The sequence below is a fragment of the Streptomyces sp. NPDC048258 genome, assembly GCF_043201995.1.
Taxonomy (GTDB): domain Bacteria; phylum Actinomycetota; class Actinomycetes; order Streptomycetales; family Streptomycetaceae; genus Streptomyces.
Genome location: NZ_JBICZH010000003.1, coordinates 83,044 through 102,239 on the forward strand (window position 1 = coordinate 83,044; position 19,196 = coordinate 102,239).

18 protein-coding genes are annotated in these 19,196 nt (G+C 72.6%); 12 read left to right on the forward strand and 6 right to left on the reverse strand.

Annotated features, from left to right (window positions below; genetic code table 11):
* Positions 1–123 precede the first annotated feature (123 nt).
* Both ACGFYQ_RS07770 and ACGFYQ_RS07775 read left to right on the forward strand, forming a co-directional pair.
* Complete coding sequence (locus ACGFYQ_RS07770; RefSeq protein ID WP_393741078.1) at positions 124–807, forward strand: hypothetical protein; 684 nt, start codon at positions 124–126, stop codon at positions 805–807.
* A 150-nt stretch (positions 808–957) separates the two neighbouring features.
* A complete protein-coding gene (locus ACGFYQ_RS07775) occupies positions 958–1,554 on the forward strand; it encodes a sigma-70 family RNA polymerase sigma factor (protein ID WP_393741080.1) in 597 nt (198 codons plus the stop codon).
* 80 nt (positions 1,555–1,634) lie between these two features.
* Here the strand turns inward: ACGFYQ_RS07775 and ACGFYQ_RS07780 are convergent, their stop codons facing one another.
* Positions 1,635–2,825, reverse strand: coding sequence for an acyltransferase family protein (locus ACGFYQ_RS07780; protein WP_393741082.1), 1,191 nt, complete (start codon positions 2,823–2,825; stop codon positions 1,635–1,637).
* 380 nt (positions 2,826–3,205) lie between these two features.
* Here ACGFYQ_RS07780 and ACGFYQ_RS07785 point away from each other — a divergent pair, with 380 nt between their 5' ends.
* From ACGFYQ_RS07785 to ACGFYQ_RS07795, 3 genes are all read left to right on the forward strand, one after another.
* Positions 3,206–3,907, forward strand: a complete 702-nt coding sequence (locus ACGFYQ_RS07785) for a DUF4142 domain-containing protein (RefSeq protein WP_393741084.1) — start codon at positions 3,206–3,208, stop codon at positions 3,905–3,907.
* 14 nt (positions 3,908–3,921) lie between these two features.
* Complete coding sequence (locus ACGFYQ_RS07790) at positions 3,922–5,316, forward strand: DUF1996 domain-containing protein (RefSeq protein ID WP_393741086.1); 1,395 nt, start codon at positions 3,922–3,924, stop codon at positions 5,314–5,316.
* A gap of 156 nt (positions 5,317–5,472) precedes the next feature.
* Positions 5,473–6,306, forward strand: a complete 834-nt coding sequence (locus tag ACGFYQ_RS07795) for an RNA polymerase sigma factor (protein WP_393741088.1) — start codon at positions 5,473–5,475, stop codon at positions 6,304–6,306.
* A gap of 75 nt (positions 6,307–6,381) precedes the next feature.
* Here the strand turns inward: ACGFYQ_RS07795 and ACGFYQ_RS07800 are convergent, their stop codons facing one another.
* Positions 6,382–7,638, reverse strand: a complete 1,257-nt coding sequence (locus ACGFYQ_RS07800) for a PucR family transcriptional regulator (protein ID WP_393741090.1) — start codon at positions 7,636–7,638, stop codon at positions 6,382–6,384.
* Positions 7,639–8,093: 455 nt separating this feature from the next.
* Here ACGFYQ_RS07800 and ACGFYQ_RS07805 point away from each other — a divergent pair, with 455 nt between their 5' ends.
* The 5 genes from ACGFYQ_RS07805 to ACGFYQ_RS07825 all read left to right on the forward strand — a co-directional run bounded on the left by ACGFYQ_RS07805 (position 8,094) and on the right by ACGFYQ_RS07825 (position 13,909).
* The gene (locus tag ACGFYQ_RS07805; RefSeq protein ID WP_393741092.1) at positions 8,094–8,975 is read left to right on the forward strand and encodes a hypothetical protein; all 882 of its coding nucleotides are present in this window, start codon (positions 8,094–8,096) and stop codon (positions 8,973–8,975) included.
* 29 nt (positions 8,976–9,004) lie between these two features.
* The gene (locus ACGFYQ_RS07810) at positions 9,005–10,420 is read left to right on the forward strand and encodes an NADH-ubiquinone oxidoreductase-F iron-sulfur binding region domain-containing protein (RefSeq protein ID WP_393741094.1); all 1,416 of its coding nucleotides are present in this window, start codon (positions 9,005–9,007) and stop codon (positions 10,418–10,420) included.
* A gap of 152 nt (positions 10,421–10,572) precedes the next feature.
* Positions 10,573–11,553 carry an SCO0930 family lipoprotein gene (locus ACGFYQ_RS07815; protein ID WP_393742107.1) on the forward strand — a complete coding sequence of 327 codons (981 nt, stop codon included), beginning with the start codon at positions 10,573–10,575 and terminating at the stop codon, positions 11,551–11,553.
* Between the two features lie 144 nt (positions 11,554–11,697).
* Positions 11,698–12,168 (forward strand): hypothetical protein, encoded by a 471-nt coding sequence (locus ACGFYQ_RS07820; protein ID WP_393741096.1) that lies wholly within the window; start codon positions 11,698–11,700, stop codon positions 12,166–12,168.
* A gap of 166 nt (positions 12,169–12,334) precedes the next feature.
* Entirely contained in the window at positions 12,335–13,909 is a 1,575-nt protein-coding gene (locus ACGFYQ_RS07825) for an alpha/beta fold hydrolase (RefSeq protein ID WP_393741098.1), read from the forward strand.
* Positions 13,910–13,912: 3 nt separating this feature from the next.
* Here ACGFYQ_RS07825 and ACGFYQ_RS07830 read toward each other — a convergent pair whose 3' ends face one another.
* The 3 genes from ACGFYQ_RS07830 to ACGFYQ_RS07840 all read right to left on the reverse strand — a co-directional run bounded on the left by ACGFYQ_RS07830 (position 13,913) and on the right by ACGFYQ_RS07840 (position 16,471).
* A complete protein-coding gene (locus ACGFYQ_RS07830; protein ID WP_393741100.1) occupies positions 13,913–14,365 on the reverse strand; it encodes an SRPBCC family protein in 453 nt (150 codons plus the stop codon).
* 29 nt (positions 14,366–14,394) lie between these two features.
* Complete coding sequence (locus tag ACGFYQ_RS07835; RefSeq protein ID WP_393741102.1) at positions 14,395–15,723, reverse strand: MFS transporter; 1,329 nt, start codon at positions 15,721–15,723, stop codon at positions 14,395–14,397.
* 121 nt (positions 15,724–15,844) lie between these two features.
* Positions 15,845–16,471, reverse strand: a complete 627-nt coding sequence (locus ACGFYQ_RS07840; RefSeq protein ID WP_393741104.1) for a hypothetical protein — start codon at positions 16,469–16,471, stop codon at positions 15,845–15,847.
* A gap of 135 nt (positions 16,472–16,606) precedes the next feature.
* On the opposite strand from ACGFYQ_RS07840, the gene ACGFYQ_RS07845 reads away from it, so the two are divergent.
* Both ACGFYQ_RS07845 and ACGFYQ_RS07850 read left to right on the forward strand, forming a co-directional pair.
* A complete protein-coding gene (locus ACGFYQ_RS07845) occupies positions 16,607–17,284 on the forward strand; it encodes a response regulator transcription factor (RefSeq protein ID WP_393741106.1) in 678 nt (225 codons plus the stop codon).
* A 61-nt stretch (positions 17,285–17,345) separates the two neighbouring features.
* Positions 17,346–18,713, forward strand: coding sequence for a sensor histidine kinase (locus ACGFYQ_RS07850; RefSeq protein ID WP_393742109.1), 1,368 nt, complete (start codon positions 17,346–17,348; stop codon positions 18,711–18,713).
* A gap of 5 nt (positions 18,714–18,718) precedes the next feature.
* Here ACGFYQ_RS07850 and ACGFYQ_RS07855 read toward each other — a convergent pair whose 3' ends face one another.
* Positions 18,719–19,132 (reverse strand): PaaI family thioesterase, encoded by a 414-nt coding sequence (locus tag ACGFYQ_RS07855; RefSeq protein ID WP_393741108.1) that lies wholly within the window; start codon positions 19,130–19,132, stop codon positions 18,719–18,721.
* Positions 19,133–19,196 lie beyond the last annotated feature (64 nt).

The following is a 19,196-nucleotide window of genomic DNA, read 5'->3' on the forward strand; positions in this document are numbered from 1 at the left end:
CAGTCGGGTGGAGTGGCGGATCGGTTCCCTCGCCGCCGTTGTGCCCTGCGCCACACGGGAAGTTGTCCGGAAGTGCGCACCTCGGTGCGCGGCTCGGAAAGCTGGTGCGAGGATGAGCCCGCAATGACGCCAGGCCACTTGTTCCGAGCCGTACGGGCTGCGATGTTCGCAGCCGTCTGCGTGCTGCTCACGGCCACCGGCCACATCCTCATGTCGGGTACGGCGGTGCCCTGGTGGGCGCTGTCCGCCGCGTTCGCCGCCACGGCGGCGACGGCCTGGGCGCTGGCGGACCGGGAGCGCGGGCCGCTCGCCGTCACCGCGGCGGCCGTCGCCGTCCAGGCGGCGCTGCACGCCGGGTTCTCCCTGGCCCAGTCCCTCGCCCCGCCTCCGCTGCCGCCCGTCACCACCGTGCCGCCCGTGATGGCCGTGCCGGAGGCGGCCGCCCACGTACACCACGCCGCGCACGAGATGGCGCACACCCTGTCCACCCCGACGGCCGGGCCGGTGCCCGATGTCGGCCATGGGGCGGCCGGCATGTCACCGGGCGGGATGCTGACCGCCCACCTGCTGGCCGCCGTGCTGTGCGGCCTGTGGCTCGCGTACGGAGAGCGGGCCGTCTTCCGCGTCGTGCGCGCCGTCGCCGGATGGCTCTGGACCCCTCTGCGCCTGCTCCTGCGCCCGGCGGTGACCGCGCACCGGCCGCGCCTCCGCGTACGCCGTCCGCACCGGCGCCGCGCGCCGCGGCGGCTCTTCCTCGTCCACGCCATCACCTCACGGGGTCCGCCGACGGGGACCGCTGTCCTCTGACAGCCGGTTCCCCGAGCACGCGTCGGCGGCTGCGTTCCGCACGCGCCTCGCGCCTCGGGCATCGGCCATGCCCTCCGGCAGGCCGTACCCCCCTCACCGGCCCCGCTTCGGGCGGCGCCGGACACCCCTTGCCCGTAAGGACCTGTGGCGATGACTCCTGCCCTGACCACCCAGCACCGTCCCGTCGGCGAAAGGCCGGCCCGGCACACGCCCGGCTCGGACGAGGCCGTGACCCGACTGGCACTCGCCGCCCGCGACGGAGATCCCGCGAAGGCCGACCGCTTCGTCCGCGCGCTCCACCGCGACGTCTGGCGGTACGTGGCCTACCTCAGTGCCGACACCCAGGCCGCCGACGACCTGACCCAGGACGTGTTCCTCCGGGCGCTCGCCGGGCTCCACCGGTTCGAAGGCCGTTCCTCGGCACGCACCTGGCTCCTGTCCATCGCCCGGCGCACCGTCGTGGACAGCCTGCGCCACGCCGCCGCCCGGCCCAGACTCTCGGACCGGGACGACTGGCAGACGGCCGCCGAGCAGGCCCAGCCGTACGGCGTCCCCGGCTTCGAGGACGGCATCGCCCTGGCGGAGCTGCTGGAGGCGATACCGTCCGAACGCCGGGAGGCCTTCGTGCTCACCCAGCTCCTCGGCCTCCCCTACGCCGAGGCGGCCACGGCCATCGGCTGCCCGATCGGCACCGTCCGCTCCCGCGTGGCCCGCGCCCGTACGTCCCTGATGGCGTCGGTCGGCTGATCTCCGGGGAGTGCCTGCGGGAGGGGCGGCGGAGCCCCTCCCGCGGGCGGGAACGGGTGGGCTGTCCGGGAGACCGTGGTCTAGCGGATGGAGGGGATGCGTTCCGCCTCGGGTGCGGAGGGCTGTGCGGGGAGCCGGGAGAGAGCGGGCCGGACGGGGGTGCCCGACCGGATGTCCTGGACTCCGCGGCGCAGGCTGTCGCGCAGCACGCGGCCCAGCGGTCGTTCGACGAGCCGGTGGATGATCCACGCGAACGCCAGCATGAAGGCGGTCACGCCGAGGACCAGCGGGACGGGCGCCACCCGGTCCCGGAAGTGGTGGATGATCGTCAGCCCGGCCATCATGTGGATCAGGTAGAACGGGTAGGTGACCGCGCCCGCGTGGGGCAGCCAGCGCCACCGGATGCCGTCGAAGAGGCCCAGTGCCATGGCCGCCATGACGAGGAAGCCGAGCGTGATGATCACGTGCGCGGGCCAGGCCGGTGTCCGCTCGGTGACGCCCCGGCCGAGGCTGGACAGCATGCGGGAGTGTACGTAGTGCTGCGCGAGCAGGAACTGGACGCCGACGATCGCCCAGGTGACGGCACTCGGCCGGAACCGGCGCATCAGGTAGAAGGCGATGCCGGCGATGAAGTACGGCGAGTAGGGCGTGATCGCGAAGAAGGACAGCACACCGTTGTCGGCGGTGGGGGCCACGACGGCGGCGACGGTCCAGAGCCCGCAGAAGAGCACGCAGTTGCGGTAGGTCACGCCGCGGATGACGACGGCCGAGAAGAGCACGTAGAACTTGAGCTCGGCGAAGAGGGTCCAGTAGGCGTCGTCGATGTGGGGGACCCCGACGCCGCCCTGGAGCATCGAGAGGTTCACCACGACGTCACTGAACGCCTTGACCGGTCTCACCTCCGGCCAGGTGAACAGGACGAGGGAGGTGAAGGCGACGCCCGTCCAGTAGGCGGGGAACAGCCGGGCGACCCGGGACACCGCGAAGTCCCCCACGGTGCGGCCCCAGGCGCTCATGCAGATGACGAAGCCACTGACCAGGAAGAACACTTCGACGCCCAGCCAACCGTAGACGGCGAGCCTGCTGGCGACCGGGAAGACGCGCGCGGTCGGTTCGCCCCAGGCGCTCTCGAGCACCACGTAGTGGTAGAAGACCACGGCGAGCGCGGCAAGGATCCGCACTCCGTCGAGGGCCGCCAGGCGCCCGCCGGTCTCGCCGCCCCGGCTCCGGCCGCTCAGCTGCGGCCCGCTGTCGGAACTGCGCGCGCTCATCCCTGGACCGCCCCTCACGTGGACGGCTGTCCGATTACCGCCGTCAGATCAGCGGAACTGTACAGCTCACTCACAGGAACGCTCTGGGGAGTGCTTGCCGCCGATCCCGTCAGGGACCGCTCAACCGAAGGCGGCTTTCGGTAATTTCGCCGCAAGCCGCCGCTTGGGGGGCCTACGAAGCGAACACCTGCGGGCGCGGCAAGATATCAGCCCTCCGGGGGCTTGCCCGGATGTTTATCCAATAGTGATGGTCCTCCCGCCGGGGCACCACCCGTGCCACTAGCGTCCCGTGACACCCCGGGAATGCGGGTGTGCACCGCACGGCACGTGCGGACCCTCCGGCCCCGCTACCCCTCCCGGCCTCGGACCAAGGAGGCACTGTGCTGTCATTCCGGCGGCGACCCCTCAGCAGCTATTCGGTCGCCACGAGATACACGGTCGGAACCGGCTTCGTCATCACCGCTCTCGCCCTCACGTTGATCGCGCTGCTGATCCCCGTGGACAAGTTCGGCGGCCGGGCCGCGGCCGCGGCCGGGCAGCCCGTCGGCGAGGACGACGGCGCCGGGATCCTGAGTACGGCGTACGGACCGCTGACCCCCGCGGACCGGGACTTCGTGCGCAAGGTACGGCTCGCCGGCCTGTGGGAGCTGCCCGCCGGGCGGCAGGCCCAGCAGCGCGGGACGCGCCCGGCGATACGGACGGCCGGGGAGCACCTGGTCGAGGGCCACGCCGACCTGGACCGGCAGGTCATCCAGGCCGGCCAGGCCCTCGGGATCGACCTGCCCAACCAGCCCTCCGAGCAGCAGCGGGGATGGCTGGACCAGCTGACCCGAGCTCAGGGAGACGAGTACGAACGGCTGTTCATCCAGCTGCTGCGCCGAGCGCACGGAAAGGTGTTCGCGCTGGTGGCCCAGATACGGGCGCAGACCAGGAACTCCAAGGTCCGTGCCCTGGCCACATCCGCCAACACCACGGTCCTGGACCACATCACGGTCCTCGAGGACAGCGGGCTGGTCGACTTCGACGCGCTCGCCGTCACCGACAAGACCCCTGCTCCGTCCGATGTCCGACCGACGAAGTGAAGTGAAGTGATCGCATGAGTGAAAAGGGCCATAAACGCCCCCGTTTGTCGAACAAGCTCCTGGCCGTGGTCTCCGCCCTGGTACTGGGCGGCGGCGGGGTCGCCGTCGTGGCCGGCAACGCGAACGCCGGCCAGGACGGCGCCCGGGCCGGCGACCGCGCGGCGCAGGTGGTCGCCACCATCGACTGCCCCGACGTGGGTGACAAACTCACCGCCGTACCCGACCAGGCCCGGACCGAGGTCGACGAGAGCCTCGCCCAGCTGGACGTCCAGGTGGCCGACGCCTACCGGCGCCTCGCCGCCGGAGAGGCCGGGGGCGAGGCCCTCCTCGGCGAGCTCAAGGTGCAGCGCGAGGGGACCATCACCCGCATGTCCGACGCGATAGCCCGCTCCGCGGCCCGCCCCGAGGAGCTCAAGTCCCTGAGCGGGTGCGAGATGAAGCAGGCCTCCGCCCAGGACGACGCGGCGGCCGAGCCGGCCGCGGCCGCGCAATCGGCGGACGCGGGCGCCCGGAGCATCGGCGGCAAGGGCGGTCCGGCGCGGAGCGACTTCGTCGACATCACCAAGATCCGGCCGAACGTCCGCAACCCCGGGGCGTCGGCCGGAGCGTCCACGGGGTCGTTCAGCTCGCAGTGCGGACGCAACGAGAACGGCCACTTCAACCCCGACAACGTGATCGTCGCCCCCGGAGTCTCCAACGGCGCCCACCACATGCACGACTACGTGGGCAACAAGTCGACCGACGCCTTCTCCACCAACGACAGTCTCGCCAAGGCCGGTACCACCTGCGGCAACGGCGACCTGTCCAGCTACTACTGGCCGGTGCTGCGGCTGCGCGACGGCAAGGCCGAGAAGGACGCGAAGGCACCCGGCGGAGGCCAGGACGCGAACGTCGGCACGATCCTGCGGCCGAAGCAGGTGACGATCACCTTCAAGGGCAGTCCCGTGGGCAAGGTCAAGGCAATGCCCCGCTTCCTGCGCATCATCACCGGCGACGCCAAGGCCTTCGCCAACGGCAACGCGAACGCCAACGCCTCGTGGAGCTGCACGGGCTTCGAGAACCGCCAGTTGAAGGACAAGTACCCGGTCTGCCCCAAGGGCAGCGACGTGGTGCGCACCTTCACCTTCCAGAGCTGCTGGGACGGCCGGAACACCGACAGCGCCAACCACCGCACCCACGTGGCCTTCCCGGACAAGAGCGGCCGCTGCCCGAAGGGCTTCACCGCCATTCCGCAGCTGGTGCAGCGGATCACGTACGGGATCGCGCCGGGGGCCCGGTTCGCCGTGGACAGCTTCCCCGAACAGCTGCACAAGCCGGTGACCGACCACGACGACTTCATCAACGTGATGCCGGACCGGCTGATGGCCAACGCGGTGGGCTGCATCAACGGCGGGCGCACCTGCCGCTGACGCCGCGCGCGCACGGATCCTCTCCCCCAGCTCCCGGACGAGGCGCTCCCTCCCCACGCGCGGCGCCCCGCCCGGGACAGGTGTTGGCCCGAAGCCGACTTCGGGCCAACACCGCACACCTGTGCCCAGCCGGGTCCCGACCCAACGAGGAGTGCCATGTCCGGCTCCATGTCCGGCTCTCGTGAATCCGCGGACGGTCCGCACCACCCGGGCGGCGGCAAGGCGCCGCCGCCCTCCGACGGGGAACTCACCCGGCGGCTCCGAGGGGGCTTGGGCTCGGGCGCCCCGGACGCGGCCGTGTGCGATCTCCTCTACCGGCGCCACCGGCGGGCCGCCCTCGCGTACGCGCGCACCTGCTGCCGCACCCCGCAGGACGCGGAGGACCTCGTATCGGAGGCCTTCCTGCGGACCTTGCAGGCCGTCCGCTCCGGCGCCGGGCCGCGCGGCCCCTGGCGCGCGTACTTACTGGCCGTCGTCCGGCACACGGCCATGCAGTGGAGTGACGGTGCCGAAAGGACCCTGCTGACAGCGGAGTTCGACTCCTGGTGCCAGCAGACGCCCGCCGGCGGCGATCCGCAGCGCCGGCTGCTGGCCGGTGAGGACCGCAGGCTCATCGCCCGGTCCTTCCACACGCTGCCAGCGCGCTGGCAGGCCGTCCTGTGGCACACGCTCGTCGAGGAGGACTCGCCCCACGAGGTCGCCGCGCTGCTGGGCATCACCCCCAGCGCGGTGACCTCGCTGGCCTTCCGGGCCAGGGAGGGGCTGCGCGAGGCGTTCCTCCTGGCCCATCTGGACACCGCGGCCGACGCCCGGTGCGACCACTACAGCCACATGCTCGGCTCGGCTGTCCGGCGCAGCCGTACGCACCAGCCCCGCGGCCTGGCCCGGCATCTGGCGGCGTGCGAGCCCTGCGCCCGGGCGTACGAGGAGCTGCTGGATCTCAACTCCACGATGCGGGGGCCGGTGTCCGCCGCTCCCGCCGCCGTGTAGGTACGTCCGTCCCGGCGACCGTACAACCGGCCCGGCCCCCGTGCGGACGGGGCCGGGCCGGACTGCCGTGGCTGCTCACAGGCCGTTGACGCGAGCCATCCGCCCGACGACCACGGGCGTGAAGTCCGCCGTGACCACGCGTGCCGTGCGGCGCCCCACCCGCGAGTGCTGACGCCGTACCTGGGCCATCAGCCGGCGGCTGCGCAGGGCCATCTCCAGTTCGAACCGGGTACGGGGGTCCCGCAGGCCGGGCCCGAAGAGCTTCTCCAGCTGCCGCATGCGGTACCGCACGGTCTGCGGATGCACACTCAGGGCCTTGGCCGCCTCGGGGGCGCCGCCGCCCTCCAGCCAGGCGAGCAGGGTCACCTCCAGCCGCTCGCTCTGGCGCGGGGTCAGATCCGCCAGCGGCCGGAGCCAGCGGGCGGCCAGCGCGTGGGCCAGCGGCTCGTCCTGGAGGAGCAGCAGGGTCGAGAGGTGGTCGTCCACGAAGACCGCGCGGGCGTCCAGACCGGCGCGGGTGGGTGTCAGCGCGAGCAGGCGCAGCGCCCAGCGCAGCGAGGACGCGGTGTCCCGGAGCGGGACCGCGTGGCCGACGGCTGTGAAGCGGCCGCGCAGCGGGAGTTCGAGCGGGGCCCGGGTGTCGGGATCGGGGCTCGGGACCAGCAGGCACGGGCGGCCCGCGAACATGCCGGCGAGGGAGTCGTCCAGGACGGTCGCCAGCTGCTGGGCCTCCCCGGGCGTGGCCGGCACGATGGCCCGTACGGCCACCGGGAGGGGCCAGCCGGCCGCCTCCGCGAGCTCGGCGAGGGAGCTCTCCGAGGGGGCCCGGTCATCGGTGAGCGCCTTGAAGAGGTCCTGGCGCGCCCGGTCGCCGCCGGGCCGGACCGGCTGACCGCCGTGGGGACCGCTGTGCTGCCCGCCGCGCTGCCCGCCGTGCTGTCTGCCCTCCGCCCCGACATCACTCGCGCGCTCGTGCTGTTCCTCGCTCGCACACACGCCTCCGTCCGGTCCGGGTTCCAAGTCGACCGGCTGCTGGCCGTGTTGCTCCTGCTGCCGGCCCTGGTGCCGGCCCTCGTGCTGCTCCGGTTCCTTGCCCGAGTGGCCGGCGCGGGTGTCGCGGTAGCCGAGAGCGGTGAGAAGAGCCTCTTCCACGCACTGTCTGAGCAATTCGTCGTCGATGGCATCGTTGTCATCGATAAGAGTGGAAAATCCCGGAATTCCATGCAGAAGCTCCTCCACTATCTCGCCGGCCAGCGCGGGGAGTTCCCTGCGCAGGACGCGGGTCCACTCGCCTCGGGGGCGGGACCAGATGCGGTTCAGAAGTTCGCACATCGTTTCCTCGTTCGTGCCGGGGTGAGGCCTGTCCGGTGGCTGAGCGACAAGCCCGCCGAGGTTGCCTCTCTCGCCAACAGCCCTGCGAAGCAAGAGAGTTGCGGTCCTCGTACTCCCTCCTGGAGGGGTCCGGCCACCTACGGTCCCGTGGTTTTGCCGTGATTTTGCCGTTGGGGACGCGTAGCTGGCGGGCGGTGCGGTGGCCTGTCGAAACCTCCGCTGGAGGGGAATCTTCCGGGCTTGTTCGATGCGCCGTAGACGCGGTGCGAGAAATTATCACGTTTCGATAAATCCTGTGGAGGCGCCGTGCAGCTCCACGATGCTTCTGCACTCCGGCCCCACGCTCCTCGGCCGGCGCAGGAATTCACAGCGCTGCCGGGCTCGACCGACAACAACCCCCGGGTGCCGAGCGCCAGGTGACACGTGCTCGGAGCCCAGGCGCACAGGAGATCTGGATGCCCCTGCCCCAGCCGCACATACGCCGCTCGCACCGGGCGCGCCGCAGGAGTCGTCATCCGGCGACGGCCCCGGCCGTCGCCGCGGCCGTCGTCTCCGTCATCGTGGTGGCCCGCGCGGGCGCCCTGACCCATGTATGGGACTTCCTCGATTTCGGGGCGGGCGTGCTCTCGCTCGTCTCGCTCACCGCCACCGTCCTGTGGGGGCTGCTGGCCACCGACCGGGTGCTTCTCGGGCCGGGCCACCGGCTGCTCGCCCAAGGCGCCCACCGTGGCCTGGCCGTGGCCGGGCTGTCCTTCCTGGCCCTGCACATCTGGGTCAAGGTCGCCGAGCAGCAGGCGTCGGCGGCCGCGGCGGTCCTGCCGTTCGCGGACGGCGACCGGCCGGTCCTCATCGGACTCGGCACGCTCGCCGGTTACCTCTTCGTGTCCGTCGCCGTGTCCGGCGCGGTGCGCAGCGTTTTCGCCACCAAGAGCCGCTCGCTGTGGTGGCGGGCCCTGCACTTCGGCGCCTATCCGGCCTGGGGCGCGTCCCTCGTGCACGGGCTGAAGTCGGGCCGCTCGGGCGGCGTCTGGGTGACCGCGGCCTACGCGCTCTGCCTGATCGGTGTCGCCGGCGTCCTCCTGCTCCGCGTCAAGTCGCGGGCGCAGGAGGCGCGTTCCCGTCCGGCGGCCGCCGTCCCGGGCCCGCCTCAACGTCCGCGTCTGCGGTCGGGCCCGCGTCCGAGCGCGGTGGGCGGGGCGCGTCCGCTGGTGTCCGCGGGGCCGGCCCCGCTGTCCCGGCCCGCCCCCCGGCCGTACGCCGCGTCCACACCGGGCGGGGCCGGAGGGAGACGGCAGTTGTACGGTGAACAGCCCGCCGGCGCGGAGCGGTGGCTGTGAACGGCAGTCCGCGCCCCAGCCTCGGCTGTGTGGGCGCCCCCAGGCTGCTGGCGGGACTCGATCAGCTCCCGCGGCTCGACCGCGCGGCCCATCTGGCCGCGCACGGCACGCTGCCCCGGTACCGTCCGGACGAGCTCGTCGCCCTCGCGGAGGACATCGACCTGCGGGGCCGCGGCGGAGCGGGCTTTCCGTTCGCGCGGAAGCTGCGGGCGGTCACCCGGTCGGCCCGGGTGCGGGACGCGCCCACCGCCGTCGTCGTCAACGGCAGTGAGGGCGAGCCGAGTTGCCTCAAGGACAAGGCCCTCCTGCTGCACGCCCCGCATCTGGTGCTCGACGGGGCGCTGCTGGCCGCCGCCGCGCTCGGCGCCGAGGACATCGTGGTGGCCGTCACCCGGGAGGACGTGGAGCAGTCGGTACGGGACGCCGTCGCCGAACGCGGCCCGGCCGGCCGCCGGGTGCGTGTGACGCGGCTTCCCGAGCGCTTCGTGACCGGGGAGGGGACCGCCATGGTCAGCGGGCTCAACGGCGGTGCCACGCTGCCGTCCGGGCAGAAGGTGCGGACCAGCGAGAGAGGCCTGGGCGGCGTGCCCACCCTGCTGTCGAACACCGAGACCTTCGCCCAACTCGGCCTGGCCGCACGGCTGGGCGCACGGGAGTACCGCGGTACCGGCCTGCCGGCCGAGCCGGGCACCGTGCTGCTGACCGTCGCCGGGTCCACGGTGGTCGAGGCACCGACCGGCACGTCCCTGGCGTACGTCCTGGAACTGTGCGGTACCGATCCCGGCCAGGGTGTCCTGGTCGGCGGCTACCACGGCAGATGGCTGGACCCGGTGTCCGCGCGTTCCGCGCAGGTGTCCCGGCAGTCCCTGGCGTCCTTCGGCGCGGTGCTGGGGGCTGGGGCGGTGCTGCCGCTGCCGGAGGACACCTGCCCGGCCGGCGAAGTGGCGCGGGTGACCCGGTGGATGGCGAAGGAGACGGCGGGCCAGTGCGGGCCCTGCGTACGCGGGCTGCCCGCGCTCGCCGACGTACTGGACGACGCCGTCCGGGGAGGGGGCAGCGCCGCCCTGGAAACGGTGGAGGCACGGCTGACGGCGGTCCGGGGGCGTGGTGCGTGCAGCCATCCCGACGGCACCTCGCACTTCGTGGCCTCGGCGCTCGCCGCCTTCCCCGACGAGTTCCACGACCACGCCCTGGGCGGCGGATGCGGCCGGCGGGTGCTGGGAGCGCTGCCACTGCCGCGGGACGAGAGCCCGGAGCGGCTGGTCGTGGACTGGACCCTGTGCAAGGGGCACGGCCTGTGCGTGGACGTCCTTCCCGAGGTCGTACGGCTCGACGCGGACGGCTACCCGGCGAAGGCGTCCATGCCGGTGCCGGCCCGGCTGCGGCCGAAGGCGCTGCGCGCGGTACGGCGCTGCCCGGCCCTCGCGCTGCGCATCCAGGAATGAGGCGCTGCACGTCCGCGGACCGCTCGCGGGTTCAACCTTGGCGCGATCTGACAAATTCCAACCCTCATCCGCTTTCCCCGCCCCGGGCCCCGTATGAATTACGGAGGGAAGAACGGAAACGCGGGACCGAACCTGAAGGAGAGATCGTGAAGATGCGTCGTGAGATATTCGCCGGGTCGGCGGTCGCGGTACTGCTGCTTACGGCCGGATGCGGCCTCGGCGATAATTCCCCGGGCAAGGGGAATTCGGTGCAGCCGGTGAGTGACAGCAAGAAGATCGGGTCCGCCTACGGCGCCGACGGCTCGTACGGATCGGATGCGGATTCGGGAGCCGACGCGGGGTACGGAAGCGGTTCCGGCGCCAACCCGGCGGGCGGGGCCGGGAAGAACAGCCCTGCCGGGGAGCTGAAGGTGGCGGAGGTCCCGAACGTGGGCGGCGCGGTCACCGACGGCGGGGGCTTCACGCTCTACCGGTTCGACAAGGACACCGCGAAGCCCCCCAAGTCCAACTGCGAGGGGGACTGCGCCACGGCGTGGCCGCCCGTGGCCGCGGACGACGCCACGGCGGGCGCCGGGATCGAAACGGGCCTGCTCGGCTCGGTCGCCCGCGCCGACGGCACCCGGCAGCTGACCCTCGCGGGCTGGCCGGTGTACCGCTACGCGAAGGACGCCAAGGCGGGCGACGCGCTCGGTGAGGGCGTCGGCGGCACCTGGCACGTGCTGGGAGCCGACGGAAAGCCGGCCGCCGCCGCGAAGAAGGCACCGGAGCAGGGCGAAGAACTGTCCATCACGAAGAACGTCATGCTCGGCGACATCATTGCGGACGGGGAGGGCCGGACGCTGTACCGATTCGACAAGGACAGTGCCTGGCCGATGAAAATCGGTTGCCTCGATGCCTGCCTGGACACCTGGAAGCCCGCCAAGCCCGTCGACAAGACGAAGGTGTCGGGAATTGCGGCCGAACTGATCGGCTCGGTGAAGCGTCCCGACGGTTCGGAACAATTGACGATCGACTGCTGGCCGGTTTATACGTTCACCGGTGACAAGGCGCCCGGCGATGTCCTCGGGCACAACAAGCAGGGCCTCTGGTTCGCCGTGACCGACAAGGGAAAGAAGGCGAAGATGGCGAGCTAGCCGCGGCCCGCAACGACCCGTGGTGCCCGGGCGCCTCCCCCGCCCGGGCACCACGACCGCGCCCCGGTCGGCCGGTGAGCAAGTGAGCTGATGAGTCCCTGAGCAAGTGAGCCGATGAGTCCGTGATCCAGTGAGGAAGAAGCCATGCCGCTGTCGACCGCCCGCCCGCACCGCCGGGTTCTCCGCGCCCTCGCGCCGGCCGCCGCCGCGGTGTGCGCCGTGCTGCTGACCGGGGGCTGCGGCGGAAGCCCGGCGGCGCAGGGGACGCACAGCGCGCACGTCACCCACATCACCCCCGAGAAGGAGACGGGAGCGCCGACCGCGTCGATCGAGGAGATCGCAGCGGCCGCCGGCTGCACGGCCCATGTCGACGTCCAGGCAGACGAGTTGCGCGAGGGCGGCTGCGAGACCGGGCAGGGCGCCTACCGCATCGCCACGTTCACCGCCGACGAGGGGCAGCGCTCCTGGCTGGCCGAGTCGCGGATGTACGGCGGCACCTACCTGGTGGGGAGCCGCTGGGTGGTCACCGGTCCGTCGGAGGATGCGCTGGCCGCCCTGCGCGGCCACATCGGGGGCACCATCGAGATCGGCACGGCGCACAGCGGCCACCACTGACCAGGTGTGCTCCCCACGGACAACACCTACGGCGTGTCGGCCAGTTGTCCGGATATCGGCTCGTTCGCGAGGCGCACAAGGCCTGACCTTCGGGATGATTCGCCTCCTCCGCGCGTGCAACAGGGTGAGGGGGTAAACGACTTCACCGAACGCTAGGACGGCCACCGTGCGCCTGAAACGCCTCGCACCGCTGCTCGCCACCGCGGGTCTCATCGCCACCACCGTGCCCTTGCTGGCCGCGACCCAGGCCGCCGCCGCCCCGGAGGCGGAGTATCTCAAGCAGAAGCCCGCCTGGCACCGGTGCGCCGACGACCGGCCGGCCTCGTACGAATGCGCCACCCTGAAGCTCCCGCTCGACTACAAGCGCCCCCAAGGCCCCACGATCGACCTCGCGATATCCCGGGTGAAGAGCGAGAACCCCGCCAAGCGACACGGCGTCATGCTCCTCAACCCGGGCGGTCCGGGCGGTTCCGGGCTCGATCTCCCGTTGATGGTGGGCGAGTTGATGCCCAAGGACGTACGGGACCAGTTCGACCTCGTCGGCTTCGATCCGCGCGGCGTCGGTGCCAGCAGCCCGATCAGCTGCGGACTGACCGACACCGAGCAGAACTTCGAACGGCCGTACCGGCCCGAGAGCTTCGCCTCGGACGTGACGTGGGCGCGTACGGTCGCGGACAAGTGCCGCGAGAAGGCCGGCGACGTGCTCCCGTACATCACCACCCGCAACACGGCGCGCGACATGGACGCGATCCGCGCGGTGCTGGGCGAGCGGAAGATCTCGTACCTGGGCTACTCGTACGGGACCTACCTCGGCGCGGTGTACTCGCAGATGTTCCCGGAGCGGACCGACCGCTTCGTGCTGGACAGCGGCGTGGACCCGCAGCGGATCTGGCGCGGCATGATCCAGGTGTGGGCGACCGAGGCCGAGCCCGCCTACGCGCGGTGGACGGGATGGGCGGCCGAGCGCTCGGCCCAGTACGGGCTCGGCGACACCCCGAAGGCGGTGTCCGACACCTTCTGGGCGCTGGTGGAGCGCGCCGACCGGGAGCCGTTCGACTTCGAGGGGCAGAAGGTCACCGGAGACCTCATCCGCACCGCGCGCGGGGCGTTCTTCTACCCGGCGCAGGCCACTCCCCTGGTCGTGGCCCTCAAGGCCGCGGCCGAGGGCAAGCCGCAGCCCGCGGGCACGGACCCGGCGGAGCTGAAGCGGATGCTTTCGGGCGGCCGGGCGGCCGAACCCGCGTCGGACAACGGCATCTCCGTCTTCTGGGCCGTGGCCTGCGGGGACACGGGCAGCTGGCCCCGCTACACCGAGCAGTACGAGCGGGACGCGGCGAGGGACAAGGCGAAGTACCCGCTGTACGGGGACATGGCCTCCAACATCAAGCCGTGCGCCTTCTGGAACCGGCCGGCCGAGGCGGCCACGCCGATGAACAAGAAGGCCAACGTGCTGACGGTGCAGAACGAGTGGGACTCGCAGACCCCGCTCACCAGCGGCCAGGGCCTGCACCGGGCGCTGAAGGGCTCGCGGATGGTGCTGGCGGCCGGTGGTGAGGGGCACGCCGTGTACCTCGTCGACCCCGCCTCCTGCGTCAACGGACCGGTCAACACGTACCTGGCGACCGGCCGGCTGCCCGCCGAGGACGTGACCTGCCAGAGCCCGCCGGCCGCTGCCGAGCGGCGGGTGTCCCCGACCCCGTCGAAGCCGCTGCCGTTCCCGTCCGGCCCGGCGCGGTTCTGACCGCTACCGCCTGAGGGACGCCTCCGCGGCCGCCTTGATCCGGCGGCCGAAGGCGGGGGCGTCCTTGCGCGCCGCGCTCACCGCGAAACCGACGAGCAGCTTGCCGAGGCCGTGGCCTTCGAGGGTGTTGAAGATACGGACCCGGGTGCGGTCGCCGGGGAGGGCTTCGAGGTCGTAGCCGCCCTCCGCGGTGACCAGGTTGCGGCTCTGCTCCGTCCAGCGGATCCGGTGCGGCGGGTCGAAGCCGACGATGCGGAACTCGCGGCCGGTCTTCATCCCGGCGTCCTTGACCGTGCTGCGGAAGACCGTACCGAGCGCGGTGGGGCCGTCGGGGGTCTTGGTGATCTCCTGGACGCGCGGGCTGAACTCGGGGTCGTTGCGTCCGTCGGCGAGGTAGGCGAAGACCTCCTCGACCGGCCGGTCGATCTCGACGCTCGCCTCGAACTGTCCGGACATGTCCGCTCCTCGCTGCTCCGGCCTGTCCTTCACGATCCCAGACGCCCCTCCGGGTCGCACCTCACGTTCGGCTTCCGGGTGGCCCGGGGCACCGCGCCGCCCGTGCCGGCAGCGCCGCCGCGGGCGGCGCGCAGGGGCGTCAGCAGCCCGACGCCGACGATCAGCAGGCAGAAGACCCCGCCGGCCAGGCCGGCCACCGCGACCCCGTGGCGGGCGGCCAGCACCGTGAGCACGGCCGCGCCCACCGGGCCCGAGGCGTTGTGCACCGTCCAGAAGGCGGAGGTGACCCGGCCGAGCAGGTGGTCGGGGGTCACCTCCTGGCGCAGGGTCATGCTGGACACCCCGCCCAGGGTCATCCCGAACATGAACACGGCGGCCAGCACGGCGATCACCGGCACACTGCGGCTGACGCCGATCCCCGCCACCGCGACGCCGGTCAACGCGACGGAGGCGAGCCAGCAGGGTCCGAAGCCGAGGATCCGGCGCAGCCTCCCGGCGCCGAGGGCCGCGGCGACCACGCCGACCCCGCTGACGGCGATCACGTAGCCGACGGTGGCGGCGTCCCGGTGCAGGTCGCTGCGGACGTGGAAGATCAGCAGGTCGACGGCGCCCATGGTGACGAAGGTCAGCAGGGTGAGCAGCACCGTCAGCGGACGCAGCAGTACGTGCGTCCACAGGAAGCGGAAGCCCACGACGAAGACTTCCCGCAGCACCCCCGCCCGCGGTCCCGCCGGGTCCGCGCCGCGGTCGGCGGGCCGCCGGAACCTCACCCACCCCAGGCTGGCGGCGGAGACGAGGAAGGTCGCCCCGTCCACGCCCAGCGCCCAGTCCGGGCCCACCGCGGCCGTGATGAACCCGGCCGCGACCGGCCCGAGGAGGGTCCCGATCGCGAAGGTGCCCATCAGCCGACCGTTGGCGGCGGTGAGGTCCTCCGTCCGCACCAGGTTCGGCACGGCCGTCACGTAGGCCACGTCGAACAGCATCTTCAGTACGGTGGCCAGCGCGGTCAGTACGTACAGCAGCCAGATCCGCGGCCCGCCGGCCCACCACACGATCGGCACGGCGCCGAGCAGCACCGCCCGTGTCAGATCACAGACGATCATCAGCCGTCGGCGGTCCACCCGGTCCACCACGTATCCGGCGAACAGCCCCGTGACGATGGCGGTGACCCCGGAGACGACGGTGATCAGGCCCAGCTGCACGACGGACCCGGTGGCTTCGAGGACCAGCAGCGGAAGCGCGAGCAGCGAGATGGACCCGCCGAGGACGGACAGCGCCTGGCCGAGCCAGAAGACGTTGAAGTCCCTGTTCCGCCCCAGCGGGCGCTGCTCGCGGGTAAAGCCCCCCGGATCAGACAATCTGAACGAACTCCCGTTCCGCACTCGGCGCGTGTGTGGCGTGCGACGGAAAGGACGTCGACACCGGGACGCTATGCGACGCGATCCCGGTGTGTCCTGCAATTATTCTGCCGGCCTGCCCCTACCGGCGGGCGGTGAGGGTGGTGTTGCCGGTGACCGTGCCGTCGGTGCCGGACACGGTCACCGCGTGGCGCACTCCGTCCGGTCCGATCACCACGGCCAGCCACGCGCTGCCGCCGCCCTCCTGGGCGACCACGCGCACGCTCTCGACCTTGCCGCCCTCCACCGCGCCGGCCGCCTTCTCGGCGGCCTGGCCGATGGCCAGCGACGGCAGCGGCAGCGGCGCCGCCTTCGCGGAGTCTCCGGGGGCGCCGGGGACACCGTGGCCGCCGCCCTTGCCACCGCGCTCCTTGAGGGCGCCGAGTTCCTTCGGGCCCAGCCCCTTCATGTCGAAGCGCATCCGCTCCCGCTTCTCACCGGCATCACCGGGGCCGCGCTTGCCCTCACTCTCGTGGCCCGGCCCGGCCCACGCGGCGTGCGGGCCCCCGAACGCCCTCGCCCGGTCGTCGTGGTGCTCGGCCACGGCCACGGCCACGGCTCCCCCGCCGACGATGACCGCGGCCGCGCCCAGCGCCGCCCAGCGGGCGCCCTTGCTCCTGGGCACCAGGCGGCCCAGGGGCACGCGCTTGCGAACGCCGGGTCCGGGGGCGTTCTCGGGCTGCTCGGACGGCGGGACGGACTCAGACATACCGGCACTCCTCATGCACAACCGGGCACCGCACCCGGATCGTTCCCGAGCATGCCGAGCGGATGCTGAAGCCCACCTGAAGCCACCTGAAGACCTCTTCAGCCGACCGCGGGCCGGGCCTGAGACCCTGTCGGCATGCGCGTACTGGTGGTGGAGGACGAACGGCGACTGGCCGTGGCCCTGCAGCGGGGACTTCAATCGGAGGGGTTCTCGGTGGACGTGGCCCACGACGGGCCGCAGGGCCTGTGGATGGCCACCGAGCACGACTACGACCTGATCGTGCTCGACATCATGCTGCCCGGCCTGAACGGCTACCGGGTGTGCGCGCGGCTGCGCGCCGCCGGCAACGAGTCGGGCATCCTGATGCTCACGGCGAAGGACGGCGAGTACGACGAGGCGGAGGCGCTGGACACCGGCGCCGACGACTTCCTGTCCAAGCCCTTCTCCTACCTCGTCCTGGTCGCCCGGCTGCGCGCCCTGGGGCGGCGTACGGGCCGGCGCGGCCCGCAGACCATGCGGTTCGGCGACCTGTCGCTGGACCCCGCCCGGCACTCCTGCGCCCGCGGCGACACCGAGATACGGCTGACCGCACGGGAGTTCGCGGTCCTGGAGTACCTGGCCCGGCGCCCCGGCGAGGTGATACCCAAACGGGAGATCCTGGAACAGGTGTGGGACAGCGCCTTCGCCGGGGATCCCAACGTGGTCGAGGTCCACGTCAGCGCCGTACGCCGCAAGATAGACACGCCGTTCGGCCGCACCGCCCTGGAGACCGTGCGCGGTGCCGGCTACCGCCTGGCGGCCGACGGTGGCTGAGACCCGGCTTCCCCACCCGGCCCGTCGGCGAGGTCCGCGCGGCGTCCTGCGGTGGCCGCCGCTGCGGCGGCTGTGGCCCACGACCGTCCGCGCCCGCGCCACCGTGGGCGCCGTGGTGGTGGTCGCGGCGGCCCTGGCCCTGGCCTCCTTCGCCCTGCTCGGGCTGCTGGAGGCCGAACTGCTCCGCAACGCCGAGCGCGACGCCGCACGGCAGGCCGAGACCGTCGCCCAGCTCGCGGCCACCGGAGATCTCGAACGGATGCGGCCGCCGCTGCACGGCGTCGACTTCGTCCAGGTGGTGAACGCCCGCGGGCGGGTACTGCGCGCGACCCCGAACCTGGCCGCGGCTCCCTCGATCGCCCCCGTCAAACCCCTGCGGCCCGGTACGGCCTTCCACACCTGGCGGATCGGCACGCTCGGCGGCGAGCACCGCCAGCGGGTCGTCCAGGTCACCACCGACACCCCGCAGGGCATGGTCACCGTCTTCGTGGGGACCTCGCTGCGCGATGTGGACGCCGCCGACGACACCACCACCGCCGCCCTGGCGGTCGGCGGCCCGCTGCTGCTCGCCACCGTCGCCCTCGTCACCTGGCGGGTCACCGGGCGGGCGCTCGGTCCGGTCGAGGCGATCCGCGCCGAGGTCGCCGAGATCACCGACCGGGACCTGCACCGCAGGGTCCCCGTACCGCCCACCCGCGACGAGGTCGCCCGGCTGGCGCAGACGATGAACACCACCCTGGACCGGCTGGAGTCCGCCGGGAACCGCCAGCGCGAGTTCATCGCCGACGCCTCCCACGAACTGCGCAGCCCGATCACCGTGCTGCGCACCCAGCTGGAGGTGGCCCTGGCCGTCCGGGACCCGGAGCTGTGGCCGGAGCTGATCAGCGGGGCGCTGGAGGACATCGAACGGCTTCAGCGGCTCGCCTCCGACCTCCTGCTGCTCGCCCGCATCGACGCCGCCCGGCCCGTCGCGGCGGTCCGGCTGGACTTGGGCTCCGTGGTGGGCGGCGCGGTGGGATCACGCCTGGGAGACCGTGTACCCGTAGGCACCGAGCTGGCGTCCGGGGTCGAGGTGGAGGGCAGCGAGCTGTGGCTGACCCGGGTGGTCACCAACCTGCTCGACAACGCCCAGCGGTACGCCGTCGGGCGGGTGGACGTCGTGCTGCGCACCACCGGCGGACCGCACGGACGGACCGCCGTGCTGGAGGTCGTCGACGACGGGCCCGGCATCCCGCCCGGCGACCGGGAGCGGGTCTTCGAGCGCTTCACCCGGCTCGACGACGCCCGCAGCCGCGACCACGGCGGAGCAGGCCTCGGCCTCGCCATCGCCCGGGACCTGACCACCCACCACGGCGGCACCCTCACCGCCGAGGAGTCCGCGCGCGGGGCCCGGCTGGTGGTCCGGCTGCCGGTCGCGGCCCGTGGCTGAGGGGCTCAGCCGAGCAGGGCGTACACGGTGGAGGCCGTGGCCGACGGCTCGGCGGCGCCCTCGGGGGTCATGGTGATGTCGGCGAAGGCCATCCGCCGGCCGAGCTTGGTGACCCGTACGTGGATCAGCACGTCGGCGCCGGTCACCGGACGCTGGAAGCTCGTCGACTGCTGAACGGTGGTCATCGGCCCGTACGCCCCGCGCGCGGCGGAGACCGCGATGACGGTGGCGGTGTCGGCGGCCGCCATCAGGGCCTGTCCGGAGAGGCCGCCGCCGTCGCGCGCCAGGGTGTCGGACCACGGCAGCCGCAGGACGGCGTGCCGGTCGCCGGTCTCCTGGACGGTGAGGCCGAGGGCGAGCACCCAGGGGGCGAAGTTGTCGGCGAGGACCTTGTCTGCGTCTGCGGGTGAGAACGTCACCGGGAGATTGTGGCGGTCTGGCGGGACCGCCACAATCCCTTTCGGTCAGACGATGTCGGAGCGG

Bases quoted from the DNA above. Each gene is read 5' to 3' on its own strand.
- ACGFYQ_RS07770 (WP_393741078.1), top strand. From the start codon at position 124: ATGACGCCAGGCCACTTGTTCCGAGCCGTACGGGCTGCGATGTTCGCA.
- ACGFYQ_RS07775 (WP_393741080.1), top strand. From the start codon at position 958: ATGACTCCTGCCCTGACCACCCAGCACCGTCCCGTCGGCGAAAGGCCG.
- ACGFYQ_RS07780 (WP_393741082.1), bottom strand. From the start codon at position 2,825: ATGAGCGCGCGCAGTTCCGACAGCGGGCCGCAGCTGAGCGGCCGGAGC.
- ACGFYQ_RS07790 (WP_393741086.1), top strand. From the start codon at position 3,922: ATGAGTGAAAAGGGCCATAAACGCCCCCGTTTGTCGAACAAGCTCCTG.
- ACGFYQ_RS07795 (WP_393741088.1), top strand. From the start codon at position 5,473: ATGTCCGGCTCCATGTCCGGCTCTCGTGAATCCGCGGACGGTCCGCAC.
- ACGFYQ_RS07800 (WP_393741090.1), bottom strand. From the start codon at position 7,638: ATGTGCGAACTTCTGAACCGCATCTGGTCCCGCCCCCGAGGCGAGTGG.
- ACGFYQ_RS07805 (WP_393741092.1), top strand. From the start codon at position 8,094: ATGCCCCTGCCCCAGCCGCACATACGCCGCTCGCACCGGGCGCGCCGC.
- ACGFYQ_RS07815 (WP_393742107.1), top strand. From the start codon at position 10,573: ATGCGTCGTGAGATATTCGCCGGGTCGGCGGTCGCGGTACTGCTGCTT.
- ACGFYQ_RS07820 (WP_393741096.1), top strand. From the start codon at position 11,698: ATGCCGCTGTCGACCGCCCGCCCGCACCGCCGGGTTCTCCGCGCCCTC.
- ACGFYQ_RS07830 (WP_393741100.1), bottom strand. From the start codon at position 14,365: ATGTCCGGACAGTTCGAGGCGAGCGTCGAGATCGACCGGCCGGTCGAG.
- ACGFYQ_RS07840 (WP_393741104.1), bottom strand. From the start codon at position 16,471: ATGTCTGAGTCCGTCCCGCCGTCCGAGCAGCCCGAGAACGCCCCCGGA.
- ACGFYQ_RS07845 (WP_393741106.1), top strand. From the start codon at position 16,607: ATGCGCGTACTGGTGGTGGAGGACGAACGGCGACTGGCCGTGGCCCTG.